General features: G+C 71.9%; 26 protein-coding genes and 1 tRNA gene. 18 read left to right on the forward strand and 9 right to left on the reverse strand.

Translation table 11 applies throughout. The features are described from left to right. Nucleotides 1-14 precede the first annotated feature (14 nt). Nucleotides 15-926 carry an endonuclease/exonuclease/phosphatase family protein gene (locus HD597_RS34390; protein WP_253747398.1) on the forward strand — a complete coding sequence of 304 codons (912 nt, stop codon included), beginning with the start codon at nt 15-17 and terminating at the stop codon, nt 924-926. A 9-nt stretch (nt 927-935) separates the two neighbouring features. On the opposite strand, the gene HD597_RS34395 is transcribed toward HD597_RS34390, so the two are convergent. Continuing rightward, on the reverse strand, nt 936-1,511 hold the full coding sequence (locus HD597_RS34395) for a DUF1349 domain-containing protein (protein WP_253747400.1): 576 nt from the start codon (nt 1,509-1,511) through the stop codon (nt 936-938). A gap of 93 nt (nt 1,512-1,604) precedes the next feature. Between HD597_RS34395 and HD597_RS34400 the strand changes: the two genes are divergently transcribed. Beyond that, nucleotides 1,605-1,925: a GroES family chaperonin gene (locus HD597_RS34400; protein WP_185107225.1), complete on the forward strand. Its 321-nt coding sequence runs from the start codon at nt 1,605-1,607 to the stop codon at nt 1,923-1,925. On the opposite strand, the gene HD597_RS34405 is transcribed toward HD597_RS34400, so the two are convergent. Next, on the reverse strand, nt 1,920-2,870 hold the full coding sequence (locus HD597_RS34405; protein ID WP_253747402.1) for a TolB-like translocation protein: 951 nt from the start codon (nt 2,868-2,870) through the stop codon (nt 1,920-1,922). The two genes, HD597_RS34400 and HD597_RS34405, sit on opposite strands and share 6 nt — an antisense overlap. A 70-nt stretch (nt 2,871-2,940) precedes the next feature. Then, a complete protein-coding gene (locus HD597_RS34410) occupies nt 2,941-3,360 on the reverse strand; it encodes a TIGR02611 family protein (protein WP_253747404.1) in 420 nt (139 codons plus the stop codon). A 185-nt stretch (nt 3,361-3,545) separates the two neighbouring features. On the opposite strand from HD597_RS34410, the gene HD597_RS34415 reads away from it, so the two are divergent. The 4 genes from HD597_RS34415 to HD597_RS34430 all read left to right on the forward strand — a co-directional run bounded on the left by HD597_RS34415 (nt 3,546) and on the right by HD597_RS34430 (nt 6,968). Next, nucleotides 3,546-4,457 carry a phosphotriesterase family protein gene (locus tag HD597_RS34415; RefSeq protein ID WP_253747406.1) on the forward strand — a complete coding sequence of 304 codons (912 nt, stop codon included), beginning with the start codon at nt 3,546-3,548 and terminating at the stop codon, nt 4,455-4,457. Nucleotides 4,458-4,501: 44 nt separating this feature from the next. Then, nucleotides 4,502-4,885 (forward strand): PPOX class F420-dependent oxidoreductase, encoded by a 384-nt coding sequence (locus HD597_RS34420; RefSeq protein ID WP_253747408.1) that lies wholly within the window; start codon nt 4,502-4,504, stop codon nt 4,883-4,885. Nucleotides 4,886-4,929: 44 nt separating this feature from the next. Next, nucleotides 4,930-6,102, forward strand: coding sequence for a sensor histidine kinase (locus HD597_RS34425; RefSeq protein WP_253747410.1), 1,173 nt, complete (start codon nt 4,930-4,932; stop codon nt 6,100-6,102). A gap of 212 nt (nt 6,103-6,314) precedes the next feature. Continuing rightward, nucleotides 6,315-6,968, forward strand: coding sequence for a response regulator (locus HD597_RS34430; RefSeq protein ID WP_308210980.1), 654 nt, complete (start codon nt 6,315-6,317; stop codon nt 6,966-6,968). A 79-nt stretch (nt 6,969-7,047) separates the two neighbouring features. On the opposite strand, the gene secY is transcribed toward HD597_RS34430, so the two are convergent. Beyond that, nucleotides 7,048-8,337: a preprotein translocase subunit SecY gene (gene secY / locus HD597_RS34435; protein ID WP_253747412.1), complete on the reverse strand. Its 1,290-nt coding sequence runs from the start codon at nt 8,335-8,337 to the stop codon at nt 7,048-7,050. A gap of 88 nt (nt 8,338-8,425) precedes the next feature. Here secY and HD597_RS34440 point away from each other — a divergent pair, with 88 nt between their 5' ends. Beyond that, nucleotides 8,426-9,022, forward strand: a complete 597-nt coding sequence (locus tag HD597_RS34440) for a P-loop nucleotide/nucleoside kinase family protein (protein ID WP_253747414.1) — start codon at nt 8,426-8,428, stop codon at nt 9,020-9,022. Here the strand turns inward: HD597_RS34440 and HD597_RS34445 are convergent. Continuing rightward, a complete protein-coding gene (locus HD597_RS34445; RefSeq protein WP_253747416.1) occupies nt 8,964-9,575 on the reverse strand; it encodes a TetR/AcrR family transcriptional regulator in 612 nt (203 codons plus the stop codon). The genes HD597_RS34440 and HD597_RS34445 overlap by 59 nt on opposite strands. A 53-nt stretch (nt 9,576-9,628) precedes the next feature. On the opposite strand from HD597_RS34445, the gene HD597_RS34450 reads away from it, so the two are divergent. Continuing rightward, nucleotides 9,629-11,848: an excinuclease ABC subunit UvrA gene (locus HD597_RS34450; protein WP_253747418.1), complete on the forward strand. Its 2,220-nt coding sequence runs from the start codon at nt 9,629-9,631 to the stop codon at nt 11,846-11,848. Here HD597_RS34450 and HD597_RS34455 read toward each other — a convergent pair. After that, the gene (locus HD597_RS34455; RefSeq protein ID WP_253747420.1) at nt 11,811-12,590 is read right to left on the reverse strand and encodes a putative hydro-lyase; all 780 of its coding nucleotides are present in this window, start codon (nt 12,588-12,590) and stop codon (nt 11,811-11,813) included. The genes HD597_RS34450 and HD597_RS34455 overlap by 38 nt on opposite strands. A gap of 55 nt (nt 12,591-12,645) precedes the next feature. Between HD597_RS34455 and HD597_RS34460 the strand changes: the two genes are divergently transcribed. After that, nucleotides 12,646-14,277 carry a sodium:solute symporter family protein gene (locus HD597_RS34460; RefSeq protein ID WP_253747422.1) on the forward strand — a complete coding sequence of 544 codons (1,632 nt, stop codon included), beginning with the start codon at nt 12,646-12,648 and terminating at the stop codon, nt 14,275-14,277. Further along, nucleotides 14,274-14,435, forward strand: coding sequence for a hypothetical protein (locus HD597_RS34465; protein WP_253747424.1), 162 nt, complete (start codon nt 14,274-14,276; stop codon nt 14,433-14,435). The genes HD597_RS34460 and HD597_RS34465 overlap by 4 nt, the downstream gene beginning before the upstream one ends. Here the strand turns inward: HD597_RS34465 and HD597_RS34470 are convergent. Further along, the gene (locus HD597_RS34470) at nt 14,422-14,832 is read right to left on the reverse strand and encodes a winged helix-turn-helix transcriptional regulator (protein ID WP_253747426.1); all 411 of its coding nucleotides are present in this window, start codon (nt 14,830-14,832) and stop codon (nt 14,422-14,424) included. The genes HD597_RS34465 and HD597_RS34470 overlap by 14 nt on opposite strands. Nucleotides 14,833-14,890: 58 nt before the next feature. Here HD597_RS34470 and HD597_RS34475 point away from each other — a divergent pair, with 58 nt between their 5' ends. From HD597_RS34475 to HD597_RS34490, 4 genes are all read left to right on the forward strand, one after another. Beyond that, on the forward strand, nt 14,891-15,844 hold the full coding sequence (locus HD597_RS34475) for an NADP-dependent oxidoreductase (protein ID WP_253747428.1): 954 nt from the start codon (nt 14,891-14,893) through the stop codon (nt 15,842-15,844). A 63-nt stretch (nt 15,845-15,907) separates the two neighbouring features. Further along, complete coding sequence (locus HD597_RS34480) at nt 15,908-16,978, forward strand: AAA family ATPase (RefSeq protein WP_372513436.1); 1,071 nt, start codon at nt 15,908-15,910, stop codon at nt 16,976-16,978. 68 nt (nt 16,979-17,046) lie between these two features. Then, entirely contained in the window at nt 17,047-18,198 is a 1,152-nt protein-coding gene (locus tag HD597_RS34485; RefSeq protein ID WP_253747432.1) for a vWA domain-containing protein, read from the forward strand. Continuing rightward, nucleotides 18,195-18,863: a hypothetical protein gene (locus HD597_RS34490; protein ID WP_253747434.1), complete on the forward strand. Its 669-nt coding sequence runs from the start codon at nt 18,195-18,197 to the stop codon at nt 18,861-18,863. The genes HD597_RS34485 and HD597_RS34490 overlap by 4 nt, the downstream gene beginning before the upstream one ends. 5 nt (nt 18,864-18,868) lie before the next feature. Here the strand turns inward: HD597_RS34490 and HD597_RS34495 are convergent, their stop codons facing one another. Both HD597_RS34495 and HD597_RS34500 read right to left on the reverse strand, forming a co-directional pair. Beyond that, nucleotides 18,869-19,111 (reverse strand): hypothetical protein, encoded by a 243-nt coding sequence (locus HD597_RS34495; RefSeq protein WP_253747436.1) that lies wholly within the window; start codon nt 19,109-19,111, stop codon nt 18,869-18,871. Continuing rightward, on the reverse strand, nt 19,108-19,335 hold the full coding sequence (locus tag HD597_RS34500) for a DUF6158 family protein (RefSeq protein ID WP_253747437.1): 228 nt from the start codon (nt 19,333-19,335) through the stop codon (nt 19,108-19,110). Before HD597_RS34500 ends, HD597_RS34495 begins: the two co-directional genes overlap by 4 nt. A 96-nt stretch (nt 19,336-19,431) precedes the next feature. On the opposite strand from HD597_RS34500, the gene HD597_RS34505 reads away from it, so the two are divergent. The 4 genes from HD597_RS34505 (at nt 19,432) to HD597_RS66080 (ending at nt 23,870) form a co-directional block, all read left to right on the forward strand. Next, complete coding sequence (locus HD597_RS34505) at nt 19,432-20,364, forward strand: LysR family transcriptional regulator (protein ID WP_253747439.1); 933 nt, start codon at nt 19,432-19,434, stop codon at nt 20,362-20,364. Nucleotides 20,365-20,448: 84 nt separating this feature from the next. Further along, the gene (locus tag HD597_RS34510; protein ID WP_253747441.1) at nt 20,449-21,894 is read left to right on the forward strand and encodes a S1 family peptidase; all 1,446 of its coding nucleotides are present in this window, start codon (nt 20,449-20,451) and stop codon (nt 21,892-21,894) included. Between the two features lie 311 nt (nt 21,895-22,205). Further along, nucleotides 22,206-22,279, forward strand: a tRNA-Ile gene (locus HD597_RS34515). Nucleotides 22,280-22,475: 196 nt separating this feature from the next. Next, entirely contained in the window at nt 22,476-23,870 is a 1,395-nt protein-coding gene (locus tag HD597_RS66080) for a tyrosine-type recombinase/integrase (protein ID WP_253747443.1), read from the forward strand. Nucleotides 23,871-23,948: the final 78 nt, after the last annotated feature.

Below are 23,948 nucleotides of genomic sequence, written 5' to 3' on the forward strand. Positions count from 1 at the left end.
GGACGAGTTGGATCGTGGTCGTGCCCTTCGCCCTGTGGGCGGTGGTGCGGTTGAGCGGGTTCGAGCCGGACTGGCCGTGGGTGCCGGCGGTGGCGTACACGCCGTACGCGGTGTGCGCGGCCGTGCTCGGCCTGGCGCTGGCCTGCGTGCTGCGGCGCTGGGCGGCCGGCACGGTCGCGCTCGTGTCGGTGCTGGCGCTGGTGCCCGCGGTGCTGCCGCGCGCTCTCACGGACGGCAACCCCGACGCCGAGGGGCCGGCGCTGCGGGTGCTGGCGGCCAACCTGATGGTCGGCCAGGCGGACCCGGCGGAGCTGATGGCCCTGGTCGAGCGGCTGAAGCCGGACGTGCTGGCGTTGCAGGAGTTCACCCCGGACTCCATGCGGCGGCTGGAGGAGGCGGGGCTGCGCCGTACGCTGCGGCACGCCGTGACCAGGCCGCTGACGGGCGTGGGCGGGTCCGCCGTGTACGCCCGGCATCCGGTCGAGGACGGCGGGTTCATCAAGGAGGGCCCTTTCGGCCAGGCCAGGGCGTGGCTGACGCTGCCCGGCGAGGAGCGGATCGAGGTCGTCTCCGTGCATCCGTGCGCGCCCAAGCGCATCGGGCGGCAGCCGTGCTGGCAGGCGGGGCTGGAGGCGCTGCCCCGGGGCGGCGGGGACGCGCTGCGGGTGCTGGCGGGCGACTTCAACGCCACGCTCGACCACCTGCCGGTGCGTGACCTGCTGGACTCCGGCTACCGGGACGCCGCCGACGTGATGGGGCTGGGGTTCGTGGCGACCTGGCCGCAGTTCGGGTCGTGGCTGCAGTCGCCCGGGGTGACCATCGATCACGTGCTGGCCGACTCGCGGATGGCGGTGCGCGGCTTCCAGGTGCTGAAGCTCGACGGCACCGACCACCGGCCGGTGTTCGCCGAGCTCAGACTGCCGTGACCGGCGGCGTCAGGGGCGCGGCGGGGTCGCCGTGAGGCGGATCTCAGTGAAGCGGACGGGGAAACCCTTGCCCGCGGGGGCGGCGGCCATGGCGCCGGCCAGGGCGGCCTCGCCCGGAGGGAAGTAGGCCAGGCGGAGCATGGTCCGCGGCGCGGCGCCGTCCAGGCCGTAGCGCACGGTGACCGCGTCGCCCGCCCGCTCCAGGTCGAACGTCACCGCGCTCGCCGCCCGCCCCAGCGGCAGCACCGACCAGTCGGAGAACTGCCTGGTCACGACCGTGCTGAGGTGGAAGCCACCGTCGACGTACTCGACGCCCGCCTTGATCCAGTGGTGCTCGTCGATCCGCAGCACCGCGCCGGCCTGGTCGTACTGCTCGGCGTACTCGCCGGAGAAGGTGACCGTGAGCCGCAGGTCACCGGACTGGGTGCGGCCGAACAGGTGGGCGTTGTCGTTGACGTAGCCGTAGTGGGTGGTGCGCCACAGGTCCGTGCCCGGGTCGCAGAAGAGGCTCAGGCCGTCGTCCACGGTCCACTGCTTGGGGGCGTTCTGCCACTGCCAGCCGGTCTCACCGAAGGCCATGATCATGGCGGTATCCTGCCATGATCGCTCCGGTCACGGTAGGTGGCGGGTTGAGCATCCTGGGAGACCACGCGTCCGCCTGCTCGTAAACTTGAGCCTGTGGAAGAGCCCAAGTTCGAGATTCAGATGCTGCACGACCGAGTCATGATCAGGTTGGAGCAGGAGGCCGAGGAGCGGCGCAGCGGCTCCGGGATCGTCATCCCCGCGACGGTCAAGATGGCCAACCGCCTGGCCTGGGGTGAGGTGTGCGGCGTCGGCACGAACGTGCGCTCGGTCAAGGTCGGCGACAAGGTGCTGTTCAACCCGGAGGACCAGTTCGAGGTGGAGGTGCACGCCAAGGTCTACCTGGTGATGCGCGAGCGCGACCTGCACGCCGTGGCCACCGAGGAGACCGACCACGGCACGGGCCTGTATCTATGAGCCCGGCGTCCGGGTGAAGGAGACCCACAGGTCGGCGGCCCACGTCCGGGCGGGCAGGCCGGCGAGCACGCGCGTGACCCTGCCGCCGAGGTCGAGCACCGCCAGGCGGTAGGCGCCGCGGTGCGCCATGACGGCGACGAGATGGCTCTCGTCCCACCAGCCGAACACCGCCTCCGGCCGCGCGGCCACCCGCCGGGCGATCCTGCCGGTGGCCGGGTCGACCAGGCACAGATGCTCCTTGAAGCGCGACGGGCACCAGGTGACCAGCCGCTTGCCCGAGGGCGAGAACGAGTCCTCCGGCCCCGTCGGCAGCCCGGCGCCCGCGTACGTGCGCAGGACCGCCCCGTCGGAGACCCGGTGGACGCGCAGGCCGCCGCCGTGCCGGGAGACGAGGTTGCCGTCGGGGCTCCACCAGAAGCCGGCCTCCGCGCTCAGGCCGGAGATCCGCACGGTGCGGGCGGTCTTGGAGACCACGTCCACGACCGTGAAGCCGAGCACCCGCCACTTGCCGCTCACCTTGCGCTCGACCGTGAGCGCGACGCGCCTGGCGTCGCGCGACCAGGAGACGTAGGAGGCGGTCATCGGCTTCTTGACGGTGCGGATGCTGGAGGCCCGCCCGGTGGTGCGGTCGGTGACGACGAGGTGGTCGTAGCCGGAGCGGTACGCGGCGGGCACGCCGGCCGCCCAGCGGTTGCCCGGCGAGACGGACACTTCCGACAACGACTTCTCCCAGGTGAAGGCGTTGCCGGTGGCCGATCTGAGGTAGGTGCGCCTGGTGCCGAGCCCGTAGGCGGCCAGACGTATCGGATCGCCCGCCTTTTCGCGATATTTCACGCCATTGGTGCCAGGCAGCGGCAAGTCCACCTGCGCGGGCGCGGCAGTGGCAGTGGCCGTGGCCGTGGCGGGGAGCGTCAAGGACAGCGCCATGGCGAGATGAGCGATCACGCCCGCAGAATAGACAGCGGATCCGGGGATTCCCGGCGGCGATAACCACCGGGTCTGGATGCGGGCCGGGCTAGATGAAGCGCTGGGCGATCTCGATGACGTCGATGCCGAGCGTGAGCAGGCCGAAGTAGACGATCACCGCGGCGGCGGCCACCGTGACGATGAGCACGATGATGCGCACCGTCCAGCCCTGCCGCTTGTACCACTCCGTCCAGGCGTGCAGCGTCTGCTTGCCGAACTCCAGGACCTTGTGCGCCCAGTGGAACTCCGTTGCCAGCACCGCCAGGCCCGCGAACACCACGAGCCAGCCCGGCCCGGGGAACGGCACCATGATCAGCCCGCCCACGACCATGAGAGTGCCGATCACGCCCACCACGATCTTCAGGGTGAGCGCTCCCGCGCGGGTGGAGCGCACGCCGTCCAGCCAGCCCCGGAAGCCCGAGCGGCGCTCGGGCATGCTGGAATGATCGGCGGCCTCATTCTTGATCACGTCGGCTTCGCCCGTGTCGGAGTTCGGAATCGGCACAAGTCCCCCCGGCTGTCAGTGTGCCACCCAGGATACGGCCCGGCCCCCCATGGCCACTTGCAGACGACTAGCAAACCACCAAACCCCATAGACGGTAAAATTTCCTGCCTGATCAGCTTTTGTCCAGCAAACATCGGTTAATGTCTGTTATGCCCGAGGTTCTACTCCGCACCGTCACCGGCCCTGTACGCGTGGCCGCCATCGACGGCACCGTCCTCCCCCACGAGCACCTGCGCACCGACATGCGCTGGGCGGTCGGCATCGACTCCGACCCGCACCGCTGGCTCGACGAGGAGACCACGGTCACCGCGGAGCTGCGCGAGCTGCGCCAGTCCGAGCAGCTCGGCCTGGTGGTCGACCTGACCTGCATCGGCATGGGCCGCGACGCCGCCGCCCTGGCCCGCGTCGCCGCGGGCAGCAGGGTGCCGGTGATCGCCTCCACCGGCCTGTTCGCCGAGCCGTTCACGAACGTCGGCGACGAGGACGTGGACACGCTCACCGCCCGCCTGATGGAGGAGATCGTCAGCGGCGTGGACGGGACGGGCGTGTTCCCCGGCGTGATCGGCGAGGTCGGCTGCTGGGGCGCCGAGCCCACGGCGCGCGAGGAGCGCTGCCTGGTCGCCGCCGCCCGCGCCTCCCTGCGCTCGCGCCTGCCGGTGGCCACGCACGGCAGGAGCGCCCTGGCGCTGCTGGAGATCCTGCTCGGCCAGAACCTGCCCGGCTCGCGGATCGCCGTCGGGTACGCCGGCGCCGACCTGGGCGCCGCCAGGAAGATCGCCGAGTCGGGCGCGTACGTCAGCCTGGGCGCGCTGGGCCTGGGCGCCGAGCAGGCGGCCAGGATCGCGCTCGCCCTCATCGAGGACGGCCACGCCGAGCGCCTGCTGCTCAGCACGGGGCTGAGCCGGGTGGCACAGGTGCGCCGCTACGACGGCCCCGGTTACGGCCACCTGTTCCGCGTGCTGCTGCCGCGCCTGCGCGAGGCGGGCACGGGCGAGGACGTCATCCGCCTCATCACCCACGACAACCCGCTGCGCTGGCTCACCGAAGGGCTGGCCGCCTGATCCCCGCTTGACCTCAACCTATGTCAAGGTTGCAGACTGGCGGCATGATCTTCACATCAGCGGAACTCGACTACCTCTCCGGCCAGCGGCTCGGCCGTCTGGCCACGGTCGCACCCGACGGGCAGGTGCAGAACAACCCCGTCGGCTTCTTCGTGCAGGACGGCACGATCGTGATCGGCGGGCACGCGCTGGGCGTGTCCAAGAAGTTCAAGAACATCCAGCGGGGCAGCACGATCTCCTTCGTCGTGGACGACCTGGCCTCGGTCGACCCGTGGGTGGCGCGGGGGATCGAGATCCGCGGCACGGCGGTGGCGCTGACGGACGCCGAGCCGCCCGTGCCGTTCTTCTCCCGCGAGGTCATCCGGCTCGCGCCCAGCAAGATCATTTCCTGGGGCCTGGACGGGTCGCGGTCGAGCCGCACGGTGTGAAAGCTCGCTAGGATCGGGGCTACACGAGCCTGAGCGGGTGGGGGATGGCTACCGACGACACGCGGAGGACGGGGCGTCTGCGCAGGCCGCTCGCCGCGCTGTCGCGCCTGAGCCGGCTGGGTGACGTGCCGGTCGTCGTCATGCTGGCGTGGGCCGGGTGGCTGGCCGTCCCGTGGTCGTTCAGCGGCCTCGCCCAGGCCCGCGCGGCGGCCGCCGCTGCCGCCGCCGACGCCGAGACACCCGCGCTCCAGACGCCCGCCCAGTCCCAGACCGCTCCGCCCGCCGTCACGACGCAGGCCGCTCCGCCCGCCGTCACGGCGGCATGGGGCATCCCCGCGGCCCGCACCGCGCCGCTCACGACGGTGCGGCCCTGCCAGGACGGCGGCGCGCAGACGGAGTCCTCCGGCAGGGGCGCTCCGGCCGGTGATGCGGACGAGGCGCCATCCGGCGCGGGCGGCATCGCGCGGGTCAGCCCGGCGCGTGTCGCGACCGGCCTGGACACGGCGCGTGTCTCGACCGGCCTGGACGGCGCGGGCACGCTGGTCGGCGACACGGACACGGCGCTCCCCGGAGCGAACGGCCTCGGCGCCGGGGCGGATTCGGCGTTTCCCGGTGCGAGTGGCCTCGACTCCGGCGTGGAGGTGCTGGCCCGGGAGCGGGCCAGGATCGCCGGGGAGGTGCATGACGCGGCCGGTCATGGGCTGGCGGCCATCGCCATGCAGGCCGGGCTCGCGCTCGTCACCCTCGACGACGATCCCGAGCAGGCGCGGGCCTCGTTGCGTGCGATCAAGGAGACCAGCACGACCGCGCTCGCCCACCTGCGGGCCGCGCTCGACGGGATCGACCCGCCGGCCGGCGAGCTGGCCGCGCTCATCGACGGCGTCCGGGCGGCGGGGCTGCCCGTGGACGTCGAGCCCGCGGTTCTCGCCGTGCCCGCCCACCTCCACAGCCCCGTCTACCGGGTGGTGCGGGAGTCGCTCACCAACGTGCTGCGGCACGCCGGCCCCACCAGAGCGCTGGTGCGCGCGTCCGGCGATCCGCACGAGTTCGTGGTGGAGGTCGCCGACCGCGGCATCGGGCCGGCGGGCGCGGATGAGGGGCGAGGGCTGGCCGGGATGCGCGCCAGGGTGACCGAGGCGGGCGGCCACTTCACGGCCGGGCCGCGCGAGGGCGGCGGTTTCCGCGTGGAGGCACGCTTCCCGCAGGCCTCGGCGTGACGAGCCCGGACGACATGACCGGCGCGGACGGCATGACCGGCGCGGACGGCATGACCGGCGCGGACGGCATGACCGGCGCGGACGGCATGACCGGCGCGGACGGCATGACCGGCGCGGACGGCATGACCGGCGCGGCAAGTGCAACCGGCGCGGAAGGCCCGACCGGCGTGGACGGCCCGGTCGGCGCGGAGGGCGTTGCCGGGCCGGAGGGCGTGATCAGGGTCGCCGTCGCCGACGACCAGGCCGTCGTGCGGATGGGCCTGCGGGCGCTGCTGGAGCGGGAGCCAGGCATGGAGTGCGTAGGCGAGGCCGGCGACGGGCGGGCGGCGCTGGAGCTGATCCGCCGCACCCGCCCCGACGTCCTGCTCCTCGACATCCGCATGCCCGGCATGGACGGCCTGGCCACCCTGCGCGCCATCGCCGGCGACCCGGAGCTGCGCGGCACCCGCATCGTCGTGGTGACGACGTTCGCCATGGACGAGTACGTCTTCGCCGCCCTCCAGGCCGGCGCCAGCGGCTTCCTGCTCAAGGACAGCGCCCCCGATGAGCTGGTCAACGCCGTGCGCGTGGTGGCCGCCGGCGAGGCGCTGCTCTCGCCCGCCATCACCAGGAAGGTCATCGGCCTGTTCGGCAGGCACGGCGACGCCCGCCCGGTCGAGGGCATCGAGACGCTCACGCCCCGGGAGCGGGAGCTGGTGGCGTGGGTGGCCACCGGCCGGTCGAACGACGAGATCGCCGGGGAGCTGACGATCAGCCCCGACACCGTGCGCACCCACGTCAGCCGCGCCATGGTCAAGCTGCACGCCAGGGACCGGGCGCAGCTCGTGGTGTTCGCCCTGCGAGCCGGCCTGGCCCTGCCGAGCTGACCCCGCCGCAGGGCCGAGCCCGCCGCCTGCCCAGCCGAGCCGGGCCCGCCGCCGAGCCGACGCCGCCGCCTGATGCCCCCTACTTCAGGAACCCCTCGTAGTTGCGCTGCTGGAGCTGGGCCTCGATCTGCTTCACGGTGTCCAGCCCGACCCCCACCATGATCAGGATGCTGGCCCCGCCGAACGGGAAGTTCTGCTGCGTCCCCGGATCCCGCAGGATCGCGAACGCCACCAGCGGCAGCAGCGCCAGCACCGCCAGGTACAGCGCCCCCGGCGCGGTGAGCCGGCTAAGCACGTACGCCAGGTACTGCGCCGTCGGCCGCCCCGGCCGGATCCCCGGCACGAAGCCGCCGTACTTGCGGATGCCGTCCGCCACCTCCTCGGGGTTGAAGGTGATGGACACGTAGAAGTAGGCGAACCCGGCGATGAGCAGCACGTAGGCCGTCATGTAGAGCGGATGCGTCCCGGAGGTGAGGTTGAGCTCCACCCACGCCCGCGCCTCCGGCCCCAGCAGGGGCGCGGCCAGCGACGGCAGGTAGAGCAGGGAGGAGGTGAAGATGACCGGCACGATGCCCGCCTGGTTCACCTTCATGGGGATGTAGGTGTTGCGTCCGCCGTACATGCGCTTGCCGATGAGCTGCTTGGCGTACGACACCGGCACCCGCCGCTGCGCCTGCTCCACGAACACCACGGCGGCCACCAGGAACAGCCCCGAGACGATCATCACCACGAAACTGACAGGGCTGATCACGAAGATCCTCGACAGGTAGGCAGGGAACACGGCCACGACCTGCGTGAAGATCAGCAGGGACATGCCGTTCCCCACACCGCGCTCGGTGACCAGCTCGCCCATCCACATGACCGCGCAGGTTCCCGCCACCATGGTCAGCACGATCACCGACACGGTGAGCAGCCCGTCGTCGCGCAGCAGCGGCCGGGGGCAGCCGGGCAGGAGCTGACCGGTGCGGGCCAGGGCGACGACGGTGCCGGCGTTCAGGACGGCGAGGCCGACGGTGGCGTAACGGGTGTACTGGGTGATCTTGGCCTGGCCGTTCTGGCCCTCCTTCCTGAGCGCGTCCAGCCTGGGGATCACCACGGCGAGCAGCTGCATGACGATGCTGGCCGTGATGTACGGCATCACGCCCAGCGCGAACACCGAGAGCTGCAACATGGCGCCCCCGCTGAGCATCTGCACCATGTCGAACACGCCGCCGCTGGCGGACCCGAGGCACTGGCGCACCACCACGATGTCCACGCCCGGGGCGGGCATGAGCTGCCCGAGCCGGAACAGCACGATGATCCCGAGCGTGAACAGCACCTTGCCTCGCAGGTCCGGCGCCCGGAAGACCCTGGTCAAGACGGTCAGCATGGGCAACGAGTCTGCTCGCCGCGCGCGTCGCGGTCGTCCGCCGAGGCGAGGCACCCGCGTACGCGGATCCGCGTATACGGTGATCGGCGTGAGCACGCTGTGGGTGATCAGCGGGCCGCCCGGCGCGGGCAAGTCCACGGTGGCGGCCGAGCTGCTCGCCCGCCTGTCCCCCGTGCCCGCGCTGCTCGACAAGGACACCGTGTACGGCGACTTCGCCGCGGAGGTGCTGCGCGCCCACGGCCGCCCCGACGGCGAGCGCGAGGGCCCCTGGTACGACGAGCACATCAAGCGGCACGAGTACCGTGGGCTGACCAGGATCGCGAGGCAGGTGCGCGGGCACGGCTGCCCCGTCCTGCTCGACGGGCCGTTCACCACGCAGGTGCACGACGCGGCCGGGTGGGCGCAGTGGGTGGCGGAGCTGGGCGGGCCGCCGGTCCGGCTGCTGTGGGTGCGCTCCGACGGGCCGACCCTGCGCGAGCGGCTGACGGCCAGGGGGCTCGGCAGGGACACGGGCAAGCTGGCGGCGTTCGGCGACTACCTGCGTGCCATCCGGGTGGACGAGCCGCCGGCCGTGCCGCATCTGGAGATCGACAACCGGCGGGGCGCGCCGGCGATCGGGGCGCAGCTCACGGCGGCGGGTATACCGCCGCGAACACGGCCGGAAGCCGGGGAACGAGCCGGGTGAAGCGGCCCTCCTCGTAGGTGGCGTCCGGCTCGTTGGCGAGCTGCTGGGAGATCGGGCCGGCGATGAGGCTCGCGGCCAGGGCGAGGCCGTCCTCGCTCGCGGCGTCCGGATGCAGCTCGCCGCGCGAGACGGCGTCCCTGATCAGGGCGGCGAAGTGCTCGTGGATGGCGAGGGCGGGCGCGTACGACTCCGGCGAAGGGGAGAATCCGGGCACCGGCCGCCAGAACAGGAGCTGCGCCAGCACCTGGTTGTCCATGATCCAGCGGGCGCCGGCCTCCAGCGAGGCCCCCATCCCGCGCAACCCCGGCTGCCCGGGCCCGCGCACGGCGGCGAGGTAGCCCTCCTGCCCCCGCTCGAACAGCGCGTCGTAGACCGCGTGCCGCGACGGGAAGTACTTGTAGAGCGAGGGCGGCCTGATGCCCAGCCGCCTGGCCACGGTCGCCATGCTCAGCCCCGCCACTCCCTCCTCCGCCATGACGTCGAGCGCGATGCCGAGGATCTCGGCCTGCGTCTCGGCCCTGCGGCGAGCTCTGCGGTCGGGAATGTCAGCCATGCCGGATAGCTTAGGCTAACAGTAGTAGCTCTAGCTATTGGGGGTGCTTCAGCGTGTCGCGTGACATCGAGCTGATCGGGCTGCGGCAGAACAACCTCAAGGACGTCTCGCTGCGCCTGCCCAAGGAGCGGCTGACGGTGTTCACGGGCGTGTCGGGCTCCGGCAAGTCGTCGATCGTGTTCGGCACGATCGCGGTGGAGTCGCAGCGGCAGCTCAACGAGACGTTCAGCGCGTTCGTCAGGAACCGGCTGCCCAAGCACGAGCGGCCCAGGGCCGAGCGCATGTCGCACCTGACGGCGGCGGTCGTGGTGGACCAGAAGCCGGTCGGCGGCGGGGCCCGCTCGACCGTGGGCACGATGACCGAGGTCCACGCGCTGCTGCGGGTGCTGTTCTCCCGGCGTGGCGAGCCGTCGGCGGGCCCCGCCTCCGCCTACAGCTTCAACGACCCGCAGGGCATGTGCCCCGGCTGCGACGGGCTCGGGCGCACCGTCGAGGTCGATCTGGACCAGCTGATCGACCCGGCCCTGTCGCTCAACCAGGGCGGGCTGGCCCTGCACCCGGTGGGCACGGCGCCGTGGCAGATCTACGCGCAGTCGGGCTTGTTCGACCCGGACAAGCCGCTGGGCGAGTTCACCGGGCAGGAGCGGGAGCTACTGCTGCACGGGAGCGGGTTCAAGGTCAAGCGGGGCAGGTACCTGAACACGTACGAGGGGGTGGTGATCCGCTTCAACCGGCTCTACCTGCGGCGGGCCCGCGAGCACGTGGACGAGGAGGCCCGCCCGTACGTGCGCGAGCACACCTGCGGGAGGTGCGGCGGCGCCCGGCTCAACGCCGCCGCGCTGGCGTCCAGGATCGGCGGGCACAACCTCGCCGGCTACTGCGCGATGGAGGTCAGCGACCTCATCGAGGTGCTCGAGCGCCTCGACGACCCGGTGGCGGAGTCGGCCGTGGAGTCGCTGCGCAGGATCGAGGCCATCGGGCTCGGCTACCTCAGCCTCGGCCGCGAGACGCCGACGCTGTCGGGCGGCGAGGCGCAGCGCCTGAAGACCGTGCGCAACCTGGGCAGCAGCCTGACCGGCATGACCTACATCTTCGACGAGCCCAGCGTCGGGCTGCACCCGCGTGACGTGCACCGCCTCGGCGACCTGCTGGTGGAGCTGCGCGACAAGGGCAACACGGTGCTGGTGGTCGAGCACAGCCGTGATCTGATCGAGCTCGCCGACCACGTCGTGGACCTGGGGCCGGGCGCGGGCACGGAGGGCGGGCGCGTGGTGTTCGAGGGCACGGTGGCCGGGCTGGTCGCGGGCGGCACGCTGACCGGCCGCATGCTGCGCCGGGTGACACGGCTCAAGGAGCGGGTGCGCGAGCCGTCGGGCTGGCTGACCGTCGCGGGCGCGAGCGCCCACAACCTCAAGGACGTCACCGTACGCGTGCCGCTCGGCGTGCTGACGGCCGTCACCGGGGTGGCCGGATCGGGCAAGAGCACCCTGATGCGGCGGGAGCTGGTGGCGCGGCATCCGGAGACGATCCTGATCGACCAGTCGGCCATCGCCGCCTCACCGCGCTCCACGCCCGCCACGTACCTGAACGCGATGGACCCGCTGCGCAGGATGTTCGCCGAGGCGCACGGGGTGGCGCCGGGGATGTTCAGCTTCAACTCGGCCGGGGCGTGCCCGGTGTGCAAGGGGCGCGGCGAGATCAAGACGGACCTGGCGTTCATGGACCCGGTGACGCGGGTGTGCGAGGCGTGCGGTGGCAGCAGGTACGGCGAGCAGGCGCTGTCGTACGAGGTGGCGGGGCGGACGATCGCGGACGTGCTGGCCATGACGGCGGACGAGGCGGCGGCGGTGTTCGACCTGCCGGGCGTGGCCGGGCTGGGCGAGCTGGGGCTCGGCTACCTGACGCTGGGGCAGCCGCTGAGCACGCTGTCGGGCGGGGAGCGGCAGCGGCTCAAGCTGGCGCACCGGCTGCGCGAGCGGGGCCGGGTGTACGTGTTCGACGAGCCGACGACCGGCCTGCACATGGCGGACGTGGACACGCTGCTGGCGCTGCTCGACCGGCTGGTGGACGAGGGCAACAGCGTGATCGTCATCGAGCACGACCTGGACGTGGTGAAACAGGCCGACTGGGTGATCGACCTGGGCCCGGAGGCGGGGCAGCACGGCGGCAGGGTGGTGTTCGAGGGCACCCCGGCCGAGCTGACCAGCGCGTCCACCCATACGGCGAAATATCTCGTCATGTCACTAGATAGTCGTCGTCACGGACGTCCATGATCGCCATGTGCCCCGGCAGGTGGCCGATCGCGAAGTCGACGCCGCTGGCCAGCACCGCCGCCTGCGGCGTCACCCCGCACGCCCAGAACAGCGGCACGTCCCCGGCCCGCACCTCCACTGGATCGCCGTAGTCGGGCCGGGCCAGGTCGCCGATCCCGATCGCGGCCGGATCGCCGACGTGCACGGGCGCCCCGTGCACCATCGGGTAGTGGCCGCTCACCCGGATGGCGGTGTGCACCAGCTCTCCGGGGACCGGCCGCATCGACACCACCAGCGGCCCCGACAGGCTGCCGCTCGACTGGCAGGGCACGCTCGTGACGTACATCGGCACGTTCGTCCCGCTCTCCAGGTGCCGCACCGGCACCCCGGCGGCCAGCAGCGCCCGCTCGAAGGTGAAGCTGCAGCCGATCAGGAACGGCACCAGGTCGTCGCGCCACTCGCTCACCACCTCGTCGAGGTCGGCGACCGCCCGGCCGTCGCGGTAGAGCCGATAGCCCGGCAGGTCCGTGCGCAGGTCACCGGCGAACAGCTCGGTGGACCACGATCCGGGCTCCCCGACGTCGAGCACCGGGCACGCCTGGGGGTTTCGGTGGGCGAACAGCAGCAGCTCGTACCGCAGCCGCTTGGGCACGGCGATGAGATTGGCCTGCGTCCAGCCCTGGCACCAGCCGGCGGTGGGGATCCGCGCGCCGGTGCGGAAGCGCTCCCGCGCCTGCGCGGGGCTCAGATCGGCGACATCCACCTCTCGACTGTAGGAGCGCCGCATACGAAGGTCCACTACGGGTAGCCGGATCGCCGTGCGTCTCGATGTGAACCTCCTCGACTATGCGCTCATCGCGATCTACTTCGTGACCGTGCTCGCCATCGGATTCGCCGCACGCCGCCGGATCAGCTCCAGCCTCGACTTCTTCCTGGCCGGGCGCGGGCTGCCCGCCTGGATCACGGGGCTGGCGTTCGTCTCGGCGAACCTCGGCGCGATCGAGATCCTCGGCATGGCGGCCCAGGGCGTCCAGTACGGCGCCATGACGCTGCACTACTACTGGATCGGCGCCGTCCCCGCCATGGTGTTCCTCGGCCTGGTGATGATGCCGTTCTACTACCGGTCGAAGGTGCGCAGCGTGCCGGAGTTCCTGCGCAGGCGCTTCAACCCCGCCACGCAGTTACTCAACGCGATCACGTTCGCGGTCGCGCAGGTGCTCATCGCCGGGGTCAACCTGTACGCGCTGGCCCTGGTCATCGAGGCGCTGCTGGGCTGGCCGCTGACCGTCTCGGTGGTGGTGTCGGCGGTGATCGTGCTGGCCTACATCACGCTCGGCGGGCTCTCCTCGGCGATCTACAACGAGGTGCTGCAGTTCTTCGTGATCCTGGCCGGCCTGATCCCCCTCACCGTGCTCGGGCTGATCAAGGTGGGCGGGATCTCCGGGCTGTTCGAGAAGGTACGGCAGAGCCCGCTCGGCGAGGCGGGCCTGCACACCTGGGCCGACACGGCCGGCGACAACCCGATGCAGGCGCACTGGATCGGGATCGTGTTCGGGCTGGGGTTCGTGCTGTCGTTCGGCTACTGGACCACGAACTTCGCCGAGGTGCAGCGGGCCCTGTCGGCCAGGAACACCAACGCGGCCAGGCTGACGCCGATCATCGCCGCGTACCCGAAGATCTTCATCCCGCTGGTGACCGTGCTGCCGGGGCTGATCGCGCTCGTGCTGTTCAGCGGGTGGGGCGAGGGGCAGGACTACAACAACGCGATCCCGCTGCTCATGCGGGACCTGCTGCCGAACGGCGTGCTGGGGATCGCGGTGACCGGGCTGCTGGCCTCGTTCATGGCGGGGATGGCGGCCAACATCAGCGGGTTCAACACGGTCTTCACCAACGACATCTGGCAGGCGCACCTGCGGCCGGGGCGCGAGGACCGGCACTACCTGCTGGTGGGGCGGGTGGCGACCGTGGCCGGCGTGGCGATGGGGGTCGGCACGGCGTTCATCGCGGCCGGTTACTCCAACATCATGAACTATCTGCAGACGCTCTTCTCCTTCTTCAACGCGCCGCTGTTCGCGACGTTCATCCTCGGGCTGTTCTGGCGGCGGATGACGCCGTGGGCCGGGTTCTGGGGGCTGCTCTCGGGCACGCTGGCGGCCTTCGCGTCGTACATCGCGTACAAGGCGGGGCTGGTGGACTTCGGCACCGAGCTGAACGCCAGCTTCTGGGGCGCGGGGCTGGCGTTCGCCGTGGACATCGCGGTGTCCGTGGTGGTCACGCTGGTCACCACGCGGAAGCCGGAGGAGGAGCTGCGCGGGCTCGTGTACGGGCTCAGCGACGTGAACCTGGAGGACGACGCGCTGGCCGGGGACGCGCGGTGGTACCGCTCGCCCGTCCTGCTCGGCACCGGCGCGCTCGTCCTGGCGGTCCTGGCGTACGGAGTGATCCTGTGAGTGACATCAGAATGGTGATCGGCGGGCTGTTCCTGCTGTACGGCGTGATCCTCATCGTCGCCGGGGTGGTGGGCAGCGCGATCAACCTGTGGACCGGGCTGGCCATGGCCGTGTTCGGCGGCGCGTTCCTGGTGTGGGCGCGGATCAGACGGGTGTGACCGGCTCCTTGGCCCGCTCGTCGTAGGCGTTCCTGGCGGCGATCACCTCGTCGGCGTGCTCGCCCGCCCACTCGCCGATGGCCTGCAGCACGCCGATCGCGCTGCGGCCCAGGTCGGTGAGCTCGTAGTCGACCCTGGGCGGGATCGTCGGGTAGACGGTGCGGCTGACCAGGCCGTCGCGCTCCAGGCCGCGCAGCGTCTGCGACAACATCTTCTGGGTGAGGCCGTCGAGGATCCTGCGCAGCTCGTTGAAGCGCCGCGGGCCGTCGAGCAGGGCGCCCATGACGAGGCCGGCCCACTTGCCGGTGAAGATGCCGAGCACGGTGTTGGGCTTGCACGCCCGCAGGAACGCCTCGGCGCCGCCGTAGCGGCGCAGATCGGGAAAGGTGGTATCCATCAGGTACCTGGATATCAACCAGGTGCCTTCTTCACAAGGGGTACCTTGCCTGACCAGCATGTCCCTTGTGACTGAGAACATGCGTGCGATCGTCTATCGCTCTTTCGGCGAGCCCGAGGTGCTGGAGCTCGCCGACGTCGCCCGGCCCGAGCCGCAGGCGCACGAGGTGCTCGTACGGGTCGTGGCCGCCGGCGTCAACCCGCCGGACTGGAAGCTGCGGCGCGTCCCGTACCCGCCGGACTACACCGAGCCGCCGCTGATCCCCGGCTGGGACGTGTCGGGCGTCGTCGAGGAGGTCGGCGAGTACGTCGGCCGGTTCAAGCCCGGCGACGAGGTGTTCGGCATGCTGAACTTCCCGCGCTACGCCGGGGCGTACGCGGAGTACGTGGTGGCCAGGCCACGGCAGTTCGCGCTCAAGCCCGCCGGGATCACGCACGTGCAGGCGGCGGCGCTGCCCATGTCGGCGCTGACGGTGTGGCAGGGCTTCGGCGACATCGTGGACGTCTCGCCGGGGCAGCGGGTGCTGGTCCACGCCGCCGCGGGCGGGGTCGGGCACCTGGCGGTGCAGGTCGCCAAGCTGCGCGGGGCGTACGTGATCGCCACGGCGCGCGGCTCCAAGCACTCCTTCGTGCGGGGGCTGGGGGCCGACGAGGTGATCGACTACACCGGCACGGACTTCGCCTCGGCCGTGTCCGACGTCGATCTCGTGGTCGACATCGTGGGCGGGGACTATCCGGCCAGGTCGCTCCCCGTGATCCGGCCGGGTGGCGCGCTCATCGCGGTCGCCGGGCTGACGCCCGGGGACGTCGAGGCGTACACGGCGGCGGGGCTGCGGCACGGGCTGTTCGTCGTGGAGCCCGACCACGAGGGGCTGGCCGCGGTGGCCGCGCTGGCGGCGGAGGGCTCGCTGAACGTGCACGTGGACCGCGTCTTCCCGCTGGCCGAGGCCGCCAAGGCGCACGCGCTGATGGAGAGCGGAGACTTCGTCGGCAAGCTCGTGCTGGAGATTTGACATCCGGCCCCGCGTCAACCTACGTTGACCACAGGAAGGTCAATCAAAGTTGACGCGAGGAGGATGTTGTTCGTGGACGCGTTGTCCGTCGCGGTGGCGGCGAACCTGCCGGTCCTGCTGTGGGGGTCGCCCGGGACCGGCAAGACCTCGGCCGTGCTGGCCCTCGGGGAGCGGCTGGGGCTGCCGGTGGAGGTCGTGGTCGGCTCGATCAGGGAGCCGAGCGACTTCGCCGGGCTGCCGGTGCTGCGTGACGGGGAGACCTGGTTCGCGCCGCCTCGGTGGGCCTCCCGGCTCGCCTCGGCAGGGAGAGGAATCCTGTTCCTCGACGAGCTCACCACGGCGCCGCCCGCCGTACAGGCCGCGATGTTGCGGGTGGTGCTGGAGCGGGCGGTCGGGGACCTGGCACTGCCCCCGGCGGTGCGGATCGTGGCCGCCGCGAACCCGCCCGAGCAGGCCGCCGACGGCTGGGACCTGTCGGCGCCGCTCGCCAACCGGCTCGTCCACCTGGACTGGACGGTCAGCGCCGAGTCGGTGGCGGAGGGGTTCATCGGCGGCTTCCCCGCGCCGGCGGGTGCTCACGAGGAGGTGGACAGCGCGTCGGTGGGGCGGGCCCGGGCGCTGGTGGGGGCGTTCCTGCGGGTACGGCCGGAGCTGGTGCTGGCGGTGCCCGGCGGGCCGGCGCGGGCGTGGCCGAGCCCGCGGACGTGGGAGCTGGCGGCCACGGCCCTGGCCTTCACCGGCGGCGCCGGCCACGGCGGGCCGCGGCGGGTGCAGGCCGAGCTGGTGACCGGGGCCGTCGGGGAGGCCGCGGGGTTCGAGCTGCTGTCCTGGCTGCGCGACCTGGACCTGCCCGATCCCGCGGCCCTGCTCGCCGACCCCACCGCCCCGCTGCCCGACCGGGTGGACCGGGTGCACGCCGTGCTCGGCTCGGTGGTGGCGCACGTGGCCGCCGACGGGAGCGCGGACGCCTGGCAGCGGGCGTGGCAGGTGATCGGCCGGGTGGCCCGGCGCACCCCCGACGTGGCGGCCACCGCGGCCCGCTCCCTCGCCGCCCGCCGCCCGCACGGCGCGGTCCTGCCGCGGACGGTGCTGGAGCTGGCCCCGATCCTGCGGTCCGCGGGGCTGATGCCGTGAACGAGCACTCTCCCCTGCGCGGAGCAGACGCTGTGAACGAGCACTCTCCCCTGCGCGGAGCAGACGCTGTGAACGAGCACTCTCCCCTGCGCGGAGCTGATGCCGTGAACGAGCGGGCGGCGCTCGATCGCTTCGCCAGTGCCCGGTTGTGGGCGGCCGCGCAGGCGCCGTACCTCGCCTCGGCCCTGTTCGCCCTCACCCCGCTCCTTCACGGGACCGCTCCGCCCCGCCCCGCCGCCGACGAGCACTGGAACCTGCACCTCGACCCGGCCACCACCCCCGCCATCCCCGTGCCCGAGCTCGGCTGGTGGTTGCTCCACCAGGTGGGGCACCTTCTCAGGGACCACCACGCCCGCGCCCGGCCCCACCAGGACGACCCGCTGCGCTGGGCCCGCGCCGCCGACGCCGAGGTCAACGACGACCTGCCCGGCGCCCCCGCAGGCACGATCTCCCCCGAGACCCTCGGCCTGCCGGACGGCCTGCTCGCCGAGCGGTACGCCGAGCTGCTCGATCTCCTCGACCTCCCACCCCGCCTGCTCCCCTGCGCCGAGCCGCCGTTCACCGGCCCGGAGGCGACGACGGCGCTGGAACGCGAGCTCCTGGCCAGGGCCGTGGCCGCCGAGATCGAGGCCAGAGGAACGGCCCCGGGCGGCTGGCGGCGCTGGGCGGAGGCGACGCTCCGCCCCGAGGTGGACTGGCGGATCCTGCTGGCCCGCCTGGTCCGCAGGGGCCTGGCCCAGGCGGCGGGCCGGGTGGACTACAGCTACCGCCGCCCGTCCAGGCGTGCCGGCGCCGCGCCGTCGATCGTGCTGCCCGCCCTGATCCGCCCGCTCCCCCGCGTCGCCGTCCTGGTCGACACCTCGGGCAGCGTCCCCCGTACCGCACTCGAACAGGCCCTCGCCGAGCTGGACGGGGTGTTGCGCGCCATCGGGCACCGGCGGCTCGACGTGATCTGCTGCGACACCGAGGCGCATCCGGCCCAGCGGGTCCGGGCCGCGGCCCAGGTGGAGCTGGTGGGCGGCGGTGGCACGGACCTGCGGCCGGGCTTCGAGGCGGCTGCGCCGCGGGCCGACGTGCTCGTCGTGCTCACCGACGGTGACACCCCGTGGCCGGAGCGGCGTCCCCGCCCGTACGTCGTGACCTGCCTGTTCGGCGCCCGCCACGCGGCTCCGGCCTGGTCGAGCACGGTACGCGTGGCCCAGGAGGGGAGCCCCGGGTGACGGAGTGGACAGACCTCACGCAGGGTGAGGTACGCCGATGGAGAGGGGCCGGGTTCGGTCCCGGGGAGGCCGTGGCGTGGCGGGAGGCGGGCGTGACCGTCCCCGCCGACGCCCGCCTGTGGAGCACCGCCGCCGCCACCCCCCGCACGGTCGTCACCTGGCAGCGCGCCGGCATGACGCCCCAGGACGCGGTGCGCTGGCACGAGCTGGGCATCGCCCCGCACGACGCCGCCCGCAGGCACCTGGCCGGCGAGCGCCCGCGCCGGGTGCCCTGGTTCGCCCGGCTGGCTGCGCCCGAGCCCGCCGCGCCCGCCTCCGAGGTCGTTCGGACGCTGCGACGGCTGTTGCGCGCGGGCGTGCCGGCCGACGTGGCCCGCGCGTACGCCGACGCGGGCTGGGACGGGGCGGCGGCCGAGGAATGGGCGCGGCGGCGGGTGGACCAGGGGGACGCGCGGGTGTTCAGGGCACTCGGTTTCACGGCGGCCGAGGCGGCCAGGGCCGGGCTCCCCGCGGTGGAGGTCATGGCCTCCTGGTGGGGCGCCGTACCGCTGGAGGAGGTGGCGGCCTGGTGCGCGGCCGGGCTCACGCCCGAGGAGGCGGCCGGCCAGCGCGCGTCGGGCGTGACGGCGGAGCAGGCGGCCGTCCTTCGTGCGCTCTCGTCCTAGGACGTTCAGTACTCGACTTCGAACGTGTGCGGCCCGAGCCCGTACCGGTCGCCGGACGGCACCACGTACCCCTGCTCGACCAGCTTCTCCAGGCTCTCGCGCACCTCCTCCTCCGCCAGCCCCGATGCCCGCACGATCCCGCCGAACCCGGCGCCGCCGCCGGCCCACTCGACGGCCTGGGAGGCGACGGTCTCGTACACGTGAATGTCCCGGTCCGACAGGGCCTGGACGTCGTGACCTTCCGTCATGACCGCTGCCTCGCTCCCTCCCTCAGCCGCGCCGGGTCGACCTCGCGGTCGGGGCAGCGGCGGAGGTACTCGGCCTCCAGCTCGTTCGTGCGGGAGGTGTGGTGCTCGAGCGCGTCGTCGGACCCGTGGAAAAAAGTATCGCTCCGGGTCGTGTGCAACTGCCGCAGCTCGCGTACCAGGTCATCGTCGCTGAGCTGGGCCGGATCTATTCCCATCGTCGTCATGCGCTCCCCCTACCCCAGGAACCCCCGAACAATATCTGTCACAATTCCTGACATAGAGGCATTGTTTGTAAGAGATCGCCGCCTTACCTTCCCGTTATGGACCTCGAGCTCAGGCACCTCAGGATCGTCCGCGCGGTCGCGGACGCGGGAAGTGTGAGCAAGGCCGCGTCCCTGCTCGGGCTGGCACAACCGGCCCTGACCGCACAGCTCAAGCGCATCGAGAGGGTGCTCGGCGGCGCCCTCTTCGAGCGTGACCGCCACGGCGCCAGGCCCACCCGCCTCGGCGAACTCGTGCTCGCCAGAGCACGCGTCCTTCTCCCCGCAGCCAAAGAACTGCAGGACGAAGCCGTACGTTTCGCTCACACCCCCTCCCCCGGCTTCCGCATCGGCGCCACGAACGGGCCGATACTCGGCGGCCTGGTCGACCGGCTCGCCGCGGAGCGCAAGGTCAGCACGTACACCTCCTGGTCGACGCACGAGCTGAACAGCATGGTCGAGCTCGGCCGCCTCGACTACGTGCTGACCGGAGCCTGCGGCGACTCCGGCACCCCCACCGGCACGCTCATCTGGGAGACGATCAGCCTCGACCCCGTCTTCTGCCTGGTCGGAGAGGGCCATCCCGTCGCCAAGGAGAAGGAGGTGGAGCTGGCCGACCTCGCCGCCGAGCAGTGGGCGGTGACGCCGGGCGACGGCTGCTTCGCGGACTGCTTCGCGATGGCGTGCGCGCGGGCCGGGTTCACGCCGGGCACGATCTACGAGACCGACGTGCCCACCTGCGCCCACCTCGCGCAGGTCGGGCGGGCCGTCGTGCTCTGCCAGGCCACCCACCAGGCCGCCCAGGGGCTGATCATGGTGCCGCTGGCCCGCGCGCCGCTGCGCTGGCGGCAGCTCCTCGGCCGCCACCCCACCGCGCCCGAGGCCGCCTGGGTGGTCGGGCAGGCGAAGCAGGCCCACATGGACGCCGTACGCCGGAGCCCGGTCTACTACGACTGGCTGGTACGAAACCCGGGTTACGGCACCGCTCCATAACACGGCGATAGGGGCAAAGTAATACTCCTCCGCGCCGGGGACCGCCGTTACCGTGACGGCACCCCCAGCAGCGAGGAGACACCCATGCTCCGAACCCCGGCGCTGATCGGGATCGCGATCGGCGCGTTACTGGTGACGACGACCCCGGCCGCCGCCACCGCGAAACCGCCTTCGGGCGTGGTCGACGCCCTGCAGCGCGACCTCGGCATCACCAAGGACCAGGCGATCAACCGCCTGGCCAACGAGGCCCGCGGCAACGCCGCCGCACCCGGCCTGAGCAAGAAGCTCGGCGACCGCTTTGCCGGAATCTGGTACGAAGGCGCGGAAAGCGCGCTCGTCGTGGCCACCACCTCCGCCGCCGACACGGCCGGCATCACCCGCGCCGGCGTTAGGGCCCGGGTCGTCCCGCGCTCCCTCGCCCAGCTCGTCACCCTCAAGGAGGGCCTCGACCGGGCGGCGCCACCGGCCTCCGTGCACAGCTGGGCCGTCTCCCCGCAGAGCAACTCCGTCGTCGTCCTGACCAGCGACGAGCAGGCCGCCCGCGCCTGGGTCGCCACCAGCGGCATCTCCGACCCCGCCGCCGTGACCTTCGAGGCCTCGGCCGAGCGCCCGCGCCTCTTCTACGACATCCGCGGCGGCGACGCGTACTACACCTCCGAGGGCTACCGCTGCTCGATCGGCTTCGCCACCAGGCGCGGCACCCAGCTCGGCTTCACCACCGCCGGCCACTGCGGCGGCACCGGCGTCACCACGACCGGCTACAACCGGGTGGCGCAGGGCACGTTCCAGATCTCGTCGTTCCCCGGCAACGACTACGCCTGGGTCGCCACGAACACCAACTGGACCGCCCCCGGCGTCGTCAACGGCTACAGCGCCGGCATCCTGCCCGTCCGCGGCGCGGCCGTCACCCAGCCCCAGGGCTCCATCTGCCGCTCCGGCTCCACCACCCAGTGGCACTGCGGCACCGTCCAGGCCCTGAACTCCACCGTCAACTACCCGGAGGGCACGGTCTCGGGCCTGACACGCACCAACGTGTGCGCCGAAGGCGGGGACTCGGGCGGCTCGTTCATCTCCGGCGACCAGGCCCAGGGCATGACCTCCGGCGGCTCCGGCAACTGCTCGGTGGGCGGCACCACGTACTTCCAGCCCCTCGGCGAGATCCTCTCCGCAGGCGGCCTCACCCTCGTCACGTCCGGCGGCACCGACCCGCCGCCGACGGGCTGCCAGGGGTACGAGGAGACGTACAGCGGATCGCTGACCTCGAACCAGAGTGTCTACCAGCCGAACGGCTCCTACTACCAGACGACCGTCTCCGGCACCCACGCGGCCTGCCTCGACGGGCCCAGCGGGGTTGACTTCGACGTCTACCTGCAGCGGTGGAACGGCTCGTCCTGGGCCGTGGTGGCCCGCGGCGACAGCCCCAACCCTGACGAGAGCATCACCTACAACGGCGCGGCGGGGTATTACCGGTACCGCGTGCACGCGTACAGCGGGGCGGGCTCGTACACGCTCGGCCTCAACCGACCGTAGCCCACCCCCATCCCCAGCCCTGTCCCCGGCCCTGTCCCCGGCCCTGTCCCCGGCCCTGTCCCCGGCCCTGTCCCCGGCGGCGAGTGCGGACCCCTGCCCGAGCACCCGCACTCGCCGCCCCCCTGTTTCTTCCGTGGGCGAATATGATCGGCTTGGACTCCTACAGCGCCTGCAAGCATGGAATGATGTCGGCGGAGACCTGTCTCCCGTCCGGCCGGGCGCCACGATCGGGTTCGATGCTCTAGCCTTAGCTTGCGCGGGGCTCGGCATGATCCGCTCGGTGTCTGCCGTGCGTTGGACAACTTCATCCAGGGGCGGTAGCTCAGCCGGTCAGAGCATCGGACTCATAATCCGTGGGTCGTGGGTTCAAGTCCCACCCGCCCTACCGACATCACCGCAGGTCAGAGGGCCTGTTTGGTCGATGCTCGTGGGTCGTTAATGATCACTTCAAGATCATGTTCCCCCGATGTTCCCGCATCTCGCCATGCTGCAGTCGGCGTTCGATCATCTCCGCGCGTCCCCGCCGCCCACCAGTCCCGGCGTCCGTCACCATGCCACCAGTACGTCAACGGGGGGCACGGGTGGCCAGAGTCATCGAACGCACGGCCAAGAACGGCGCGAAGTCCTGGCTGGTCAAATGGCGCATCGGCGGGGGCAGGAACAGCAAGGAAGACTTCGAGACCTGCTATGACCGCCAGGTCGCCGATGACTTCGCCTCGCTGGTCACACTCAGCGGCGAGAATCGGCCGCACGGCTACCCCAAGGGCTGCCACGGCATCGAAGACCCGAACTACGACCCTATGCAGGACCTTGAGATGCCGAGCTTCGAGCAGTACGCCCGCCACAACTACGCCACCCGCCTCGGCGCCTCCCCCACCCAACGGGCCACCTACCTCGCCGAAGCCGAACGCCACATCTTCCCCCACTTCGGCCACCTGCCACTCGACCAGGTCACCCGCCGCGTACTGCGGGAATGGGTCGAATGGATGCTCACCAAACCCTCCGCCGGCAACCAACACCAACCCCGCGCCGCCCTGTCCGACGAACAAGCCGCACGACGGTGGGCACGAGCCAACAACATCGCGGTCAAAGCGACCGGCCGTATCTCCCCCGAGATGCTGCGGCAGTGGGAAGAAGCAGGTTCACCCCGGCCTGCACCGCCGGACGCAGGGACGCTGTCGGCCGCCACGGTGGCGAAGATGTACCGGGGAGCGATCAAACCCGTCTTTCAAGCAGCCCTCCATCAGGGCGAAGACGGCGAACCTCCGCTCCTCGCCTCCTCCCCCTGCACCGCCTTCCGCCTACCGACCGCAGCGGTCACCGCCCGAGCCGTCCTCTACGGCCCCGAAGTCGCCCTCTACCTCAAGGCCGTCCACGACATCGACCCCGACACCGCCCTGTTCATCATCACCGAAATGGCCACCGGCCTCCGCTGGGGCGAAACCGCCGGCCTCCACGTCACCCACCTCGACCCCGCAGGCCGCCAACTCCACATCGTCCAGACCTACGCCTACCTGCTCGATGAGACCACCGGCCGCCGCCGATGGCAGATCAAGCCCTACCCCAAGGGCAAGAAACAGCGCAGCGTCCCTATCAGCCCGACCCTCGCAGCCCTACTTACCCGGCGCACAGAAGGTTGCCACGCCGACCAGCCGCTCTTCCGGAGTCGTACCGGCAGCTACATCGACTACAACAACCAGCGCAACCGCATCCTCAAACCGACACTCACCCTCGCCCGCGAACGCGGCCTGGCCAAACACATCACCCCACACGCCCTCCGCCACACCATGATCACCATGCTCCGCGACGGCGGCGTCGCCCCCGGCATCATGCAACTCATCGCCGGCCACGCCTCCTACCAAACCACCGCCACCTACTCCAGCCACCACACCCCAGCCCAACGCACCCTCATCCTCAACGCCGTCCAATCCATCATCACCGCAGCCAGCGCGCTGTTCGACCTCCCAACGCCCTGACCGGTCCAGTCCAACAGTCGGCACTTCCCCCTGGTTGGTGGACACGCTGATACTGGATCTTGCTTGATCCGGAGGAAG

This window comes from Nonomuraea thailandensis (assembly GCF_024172165.1).
Taxonomy (GTDB): domain Bacteria; phylum Actinomycetota; class Actinomycetes; order Streptosporangiales; family Streptosporangiaceae; genus Nonomuraea; species Nonomuraea thailandensis.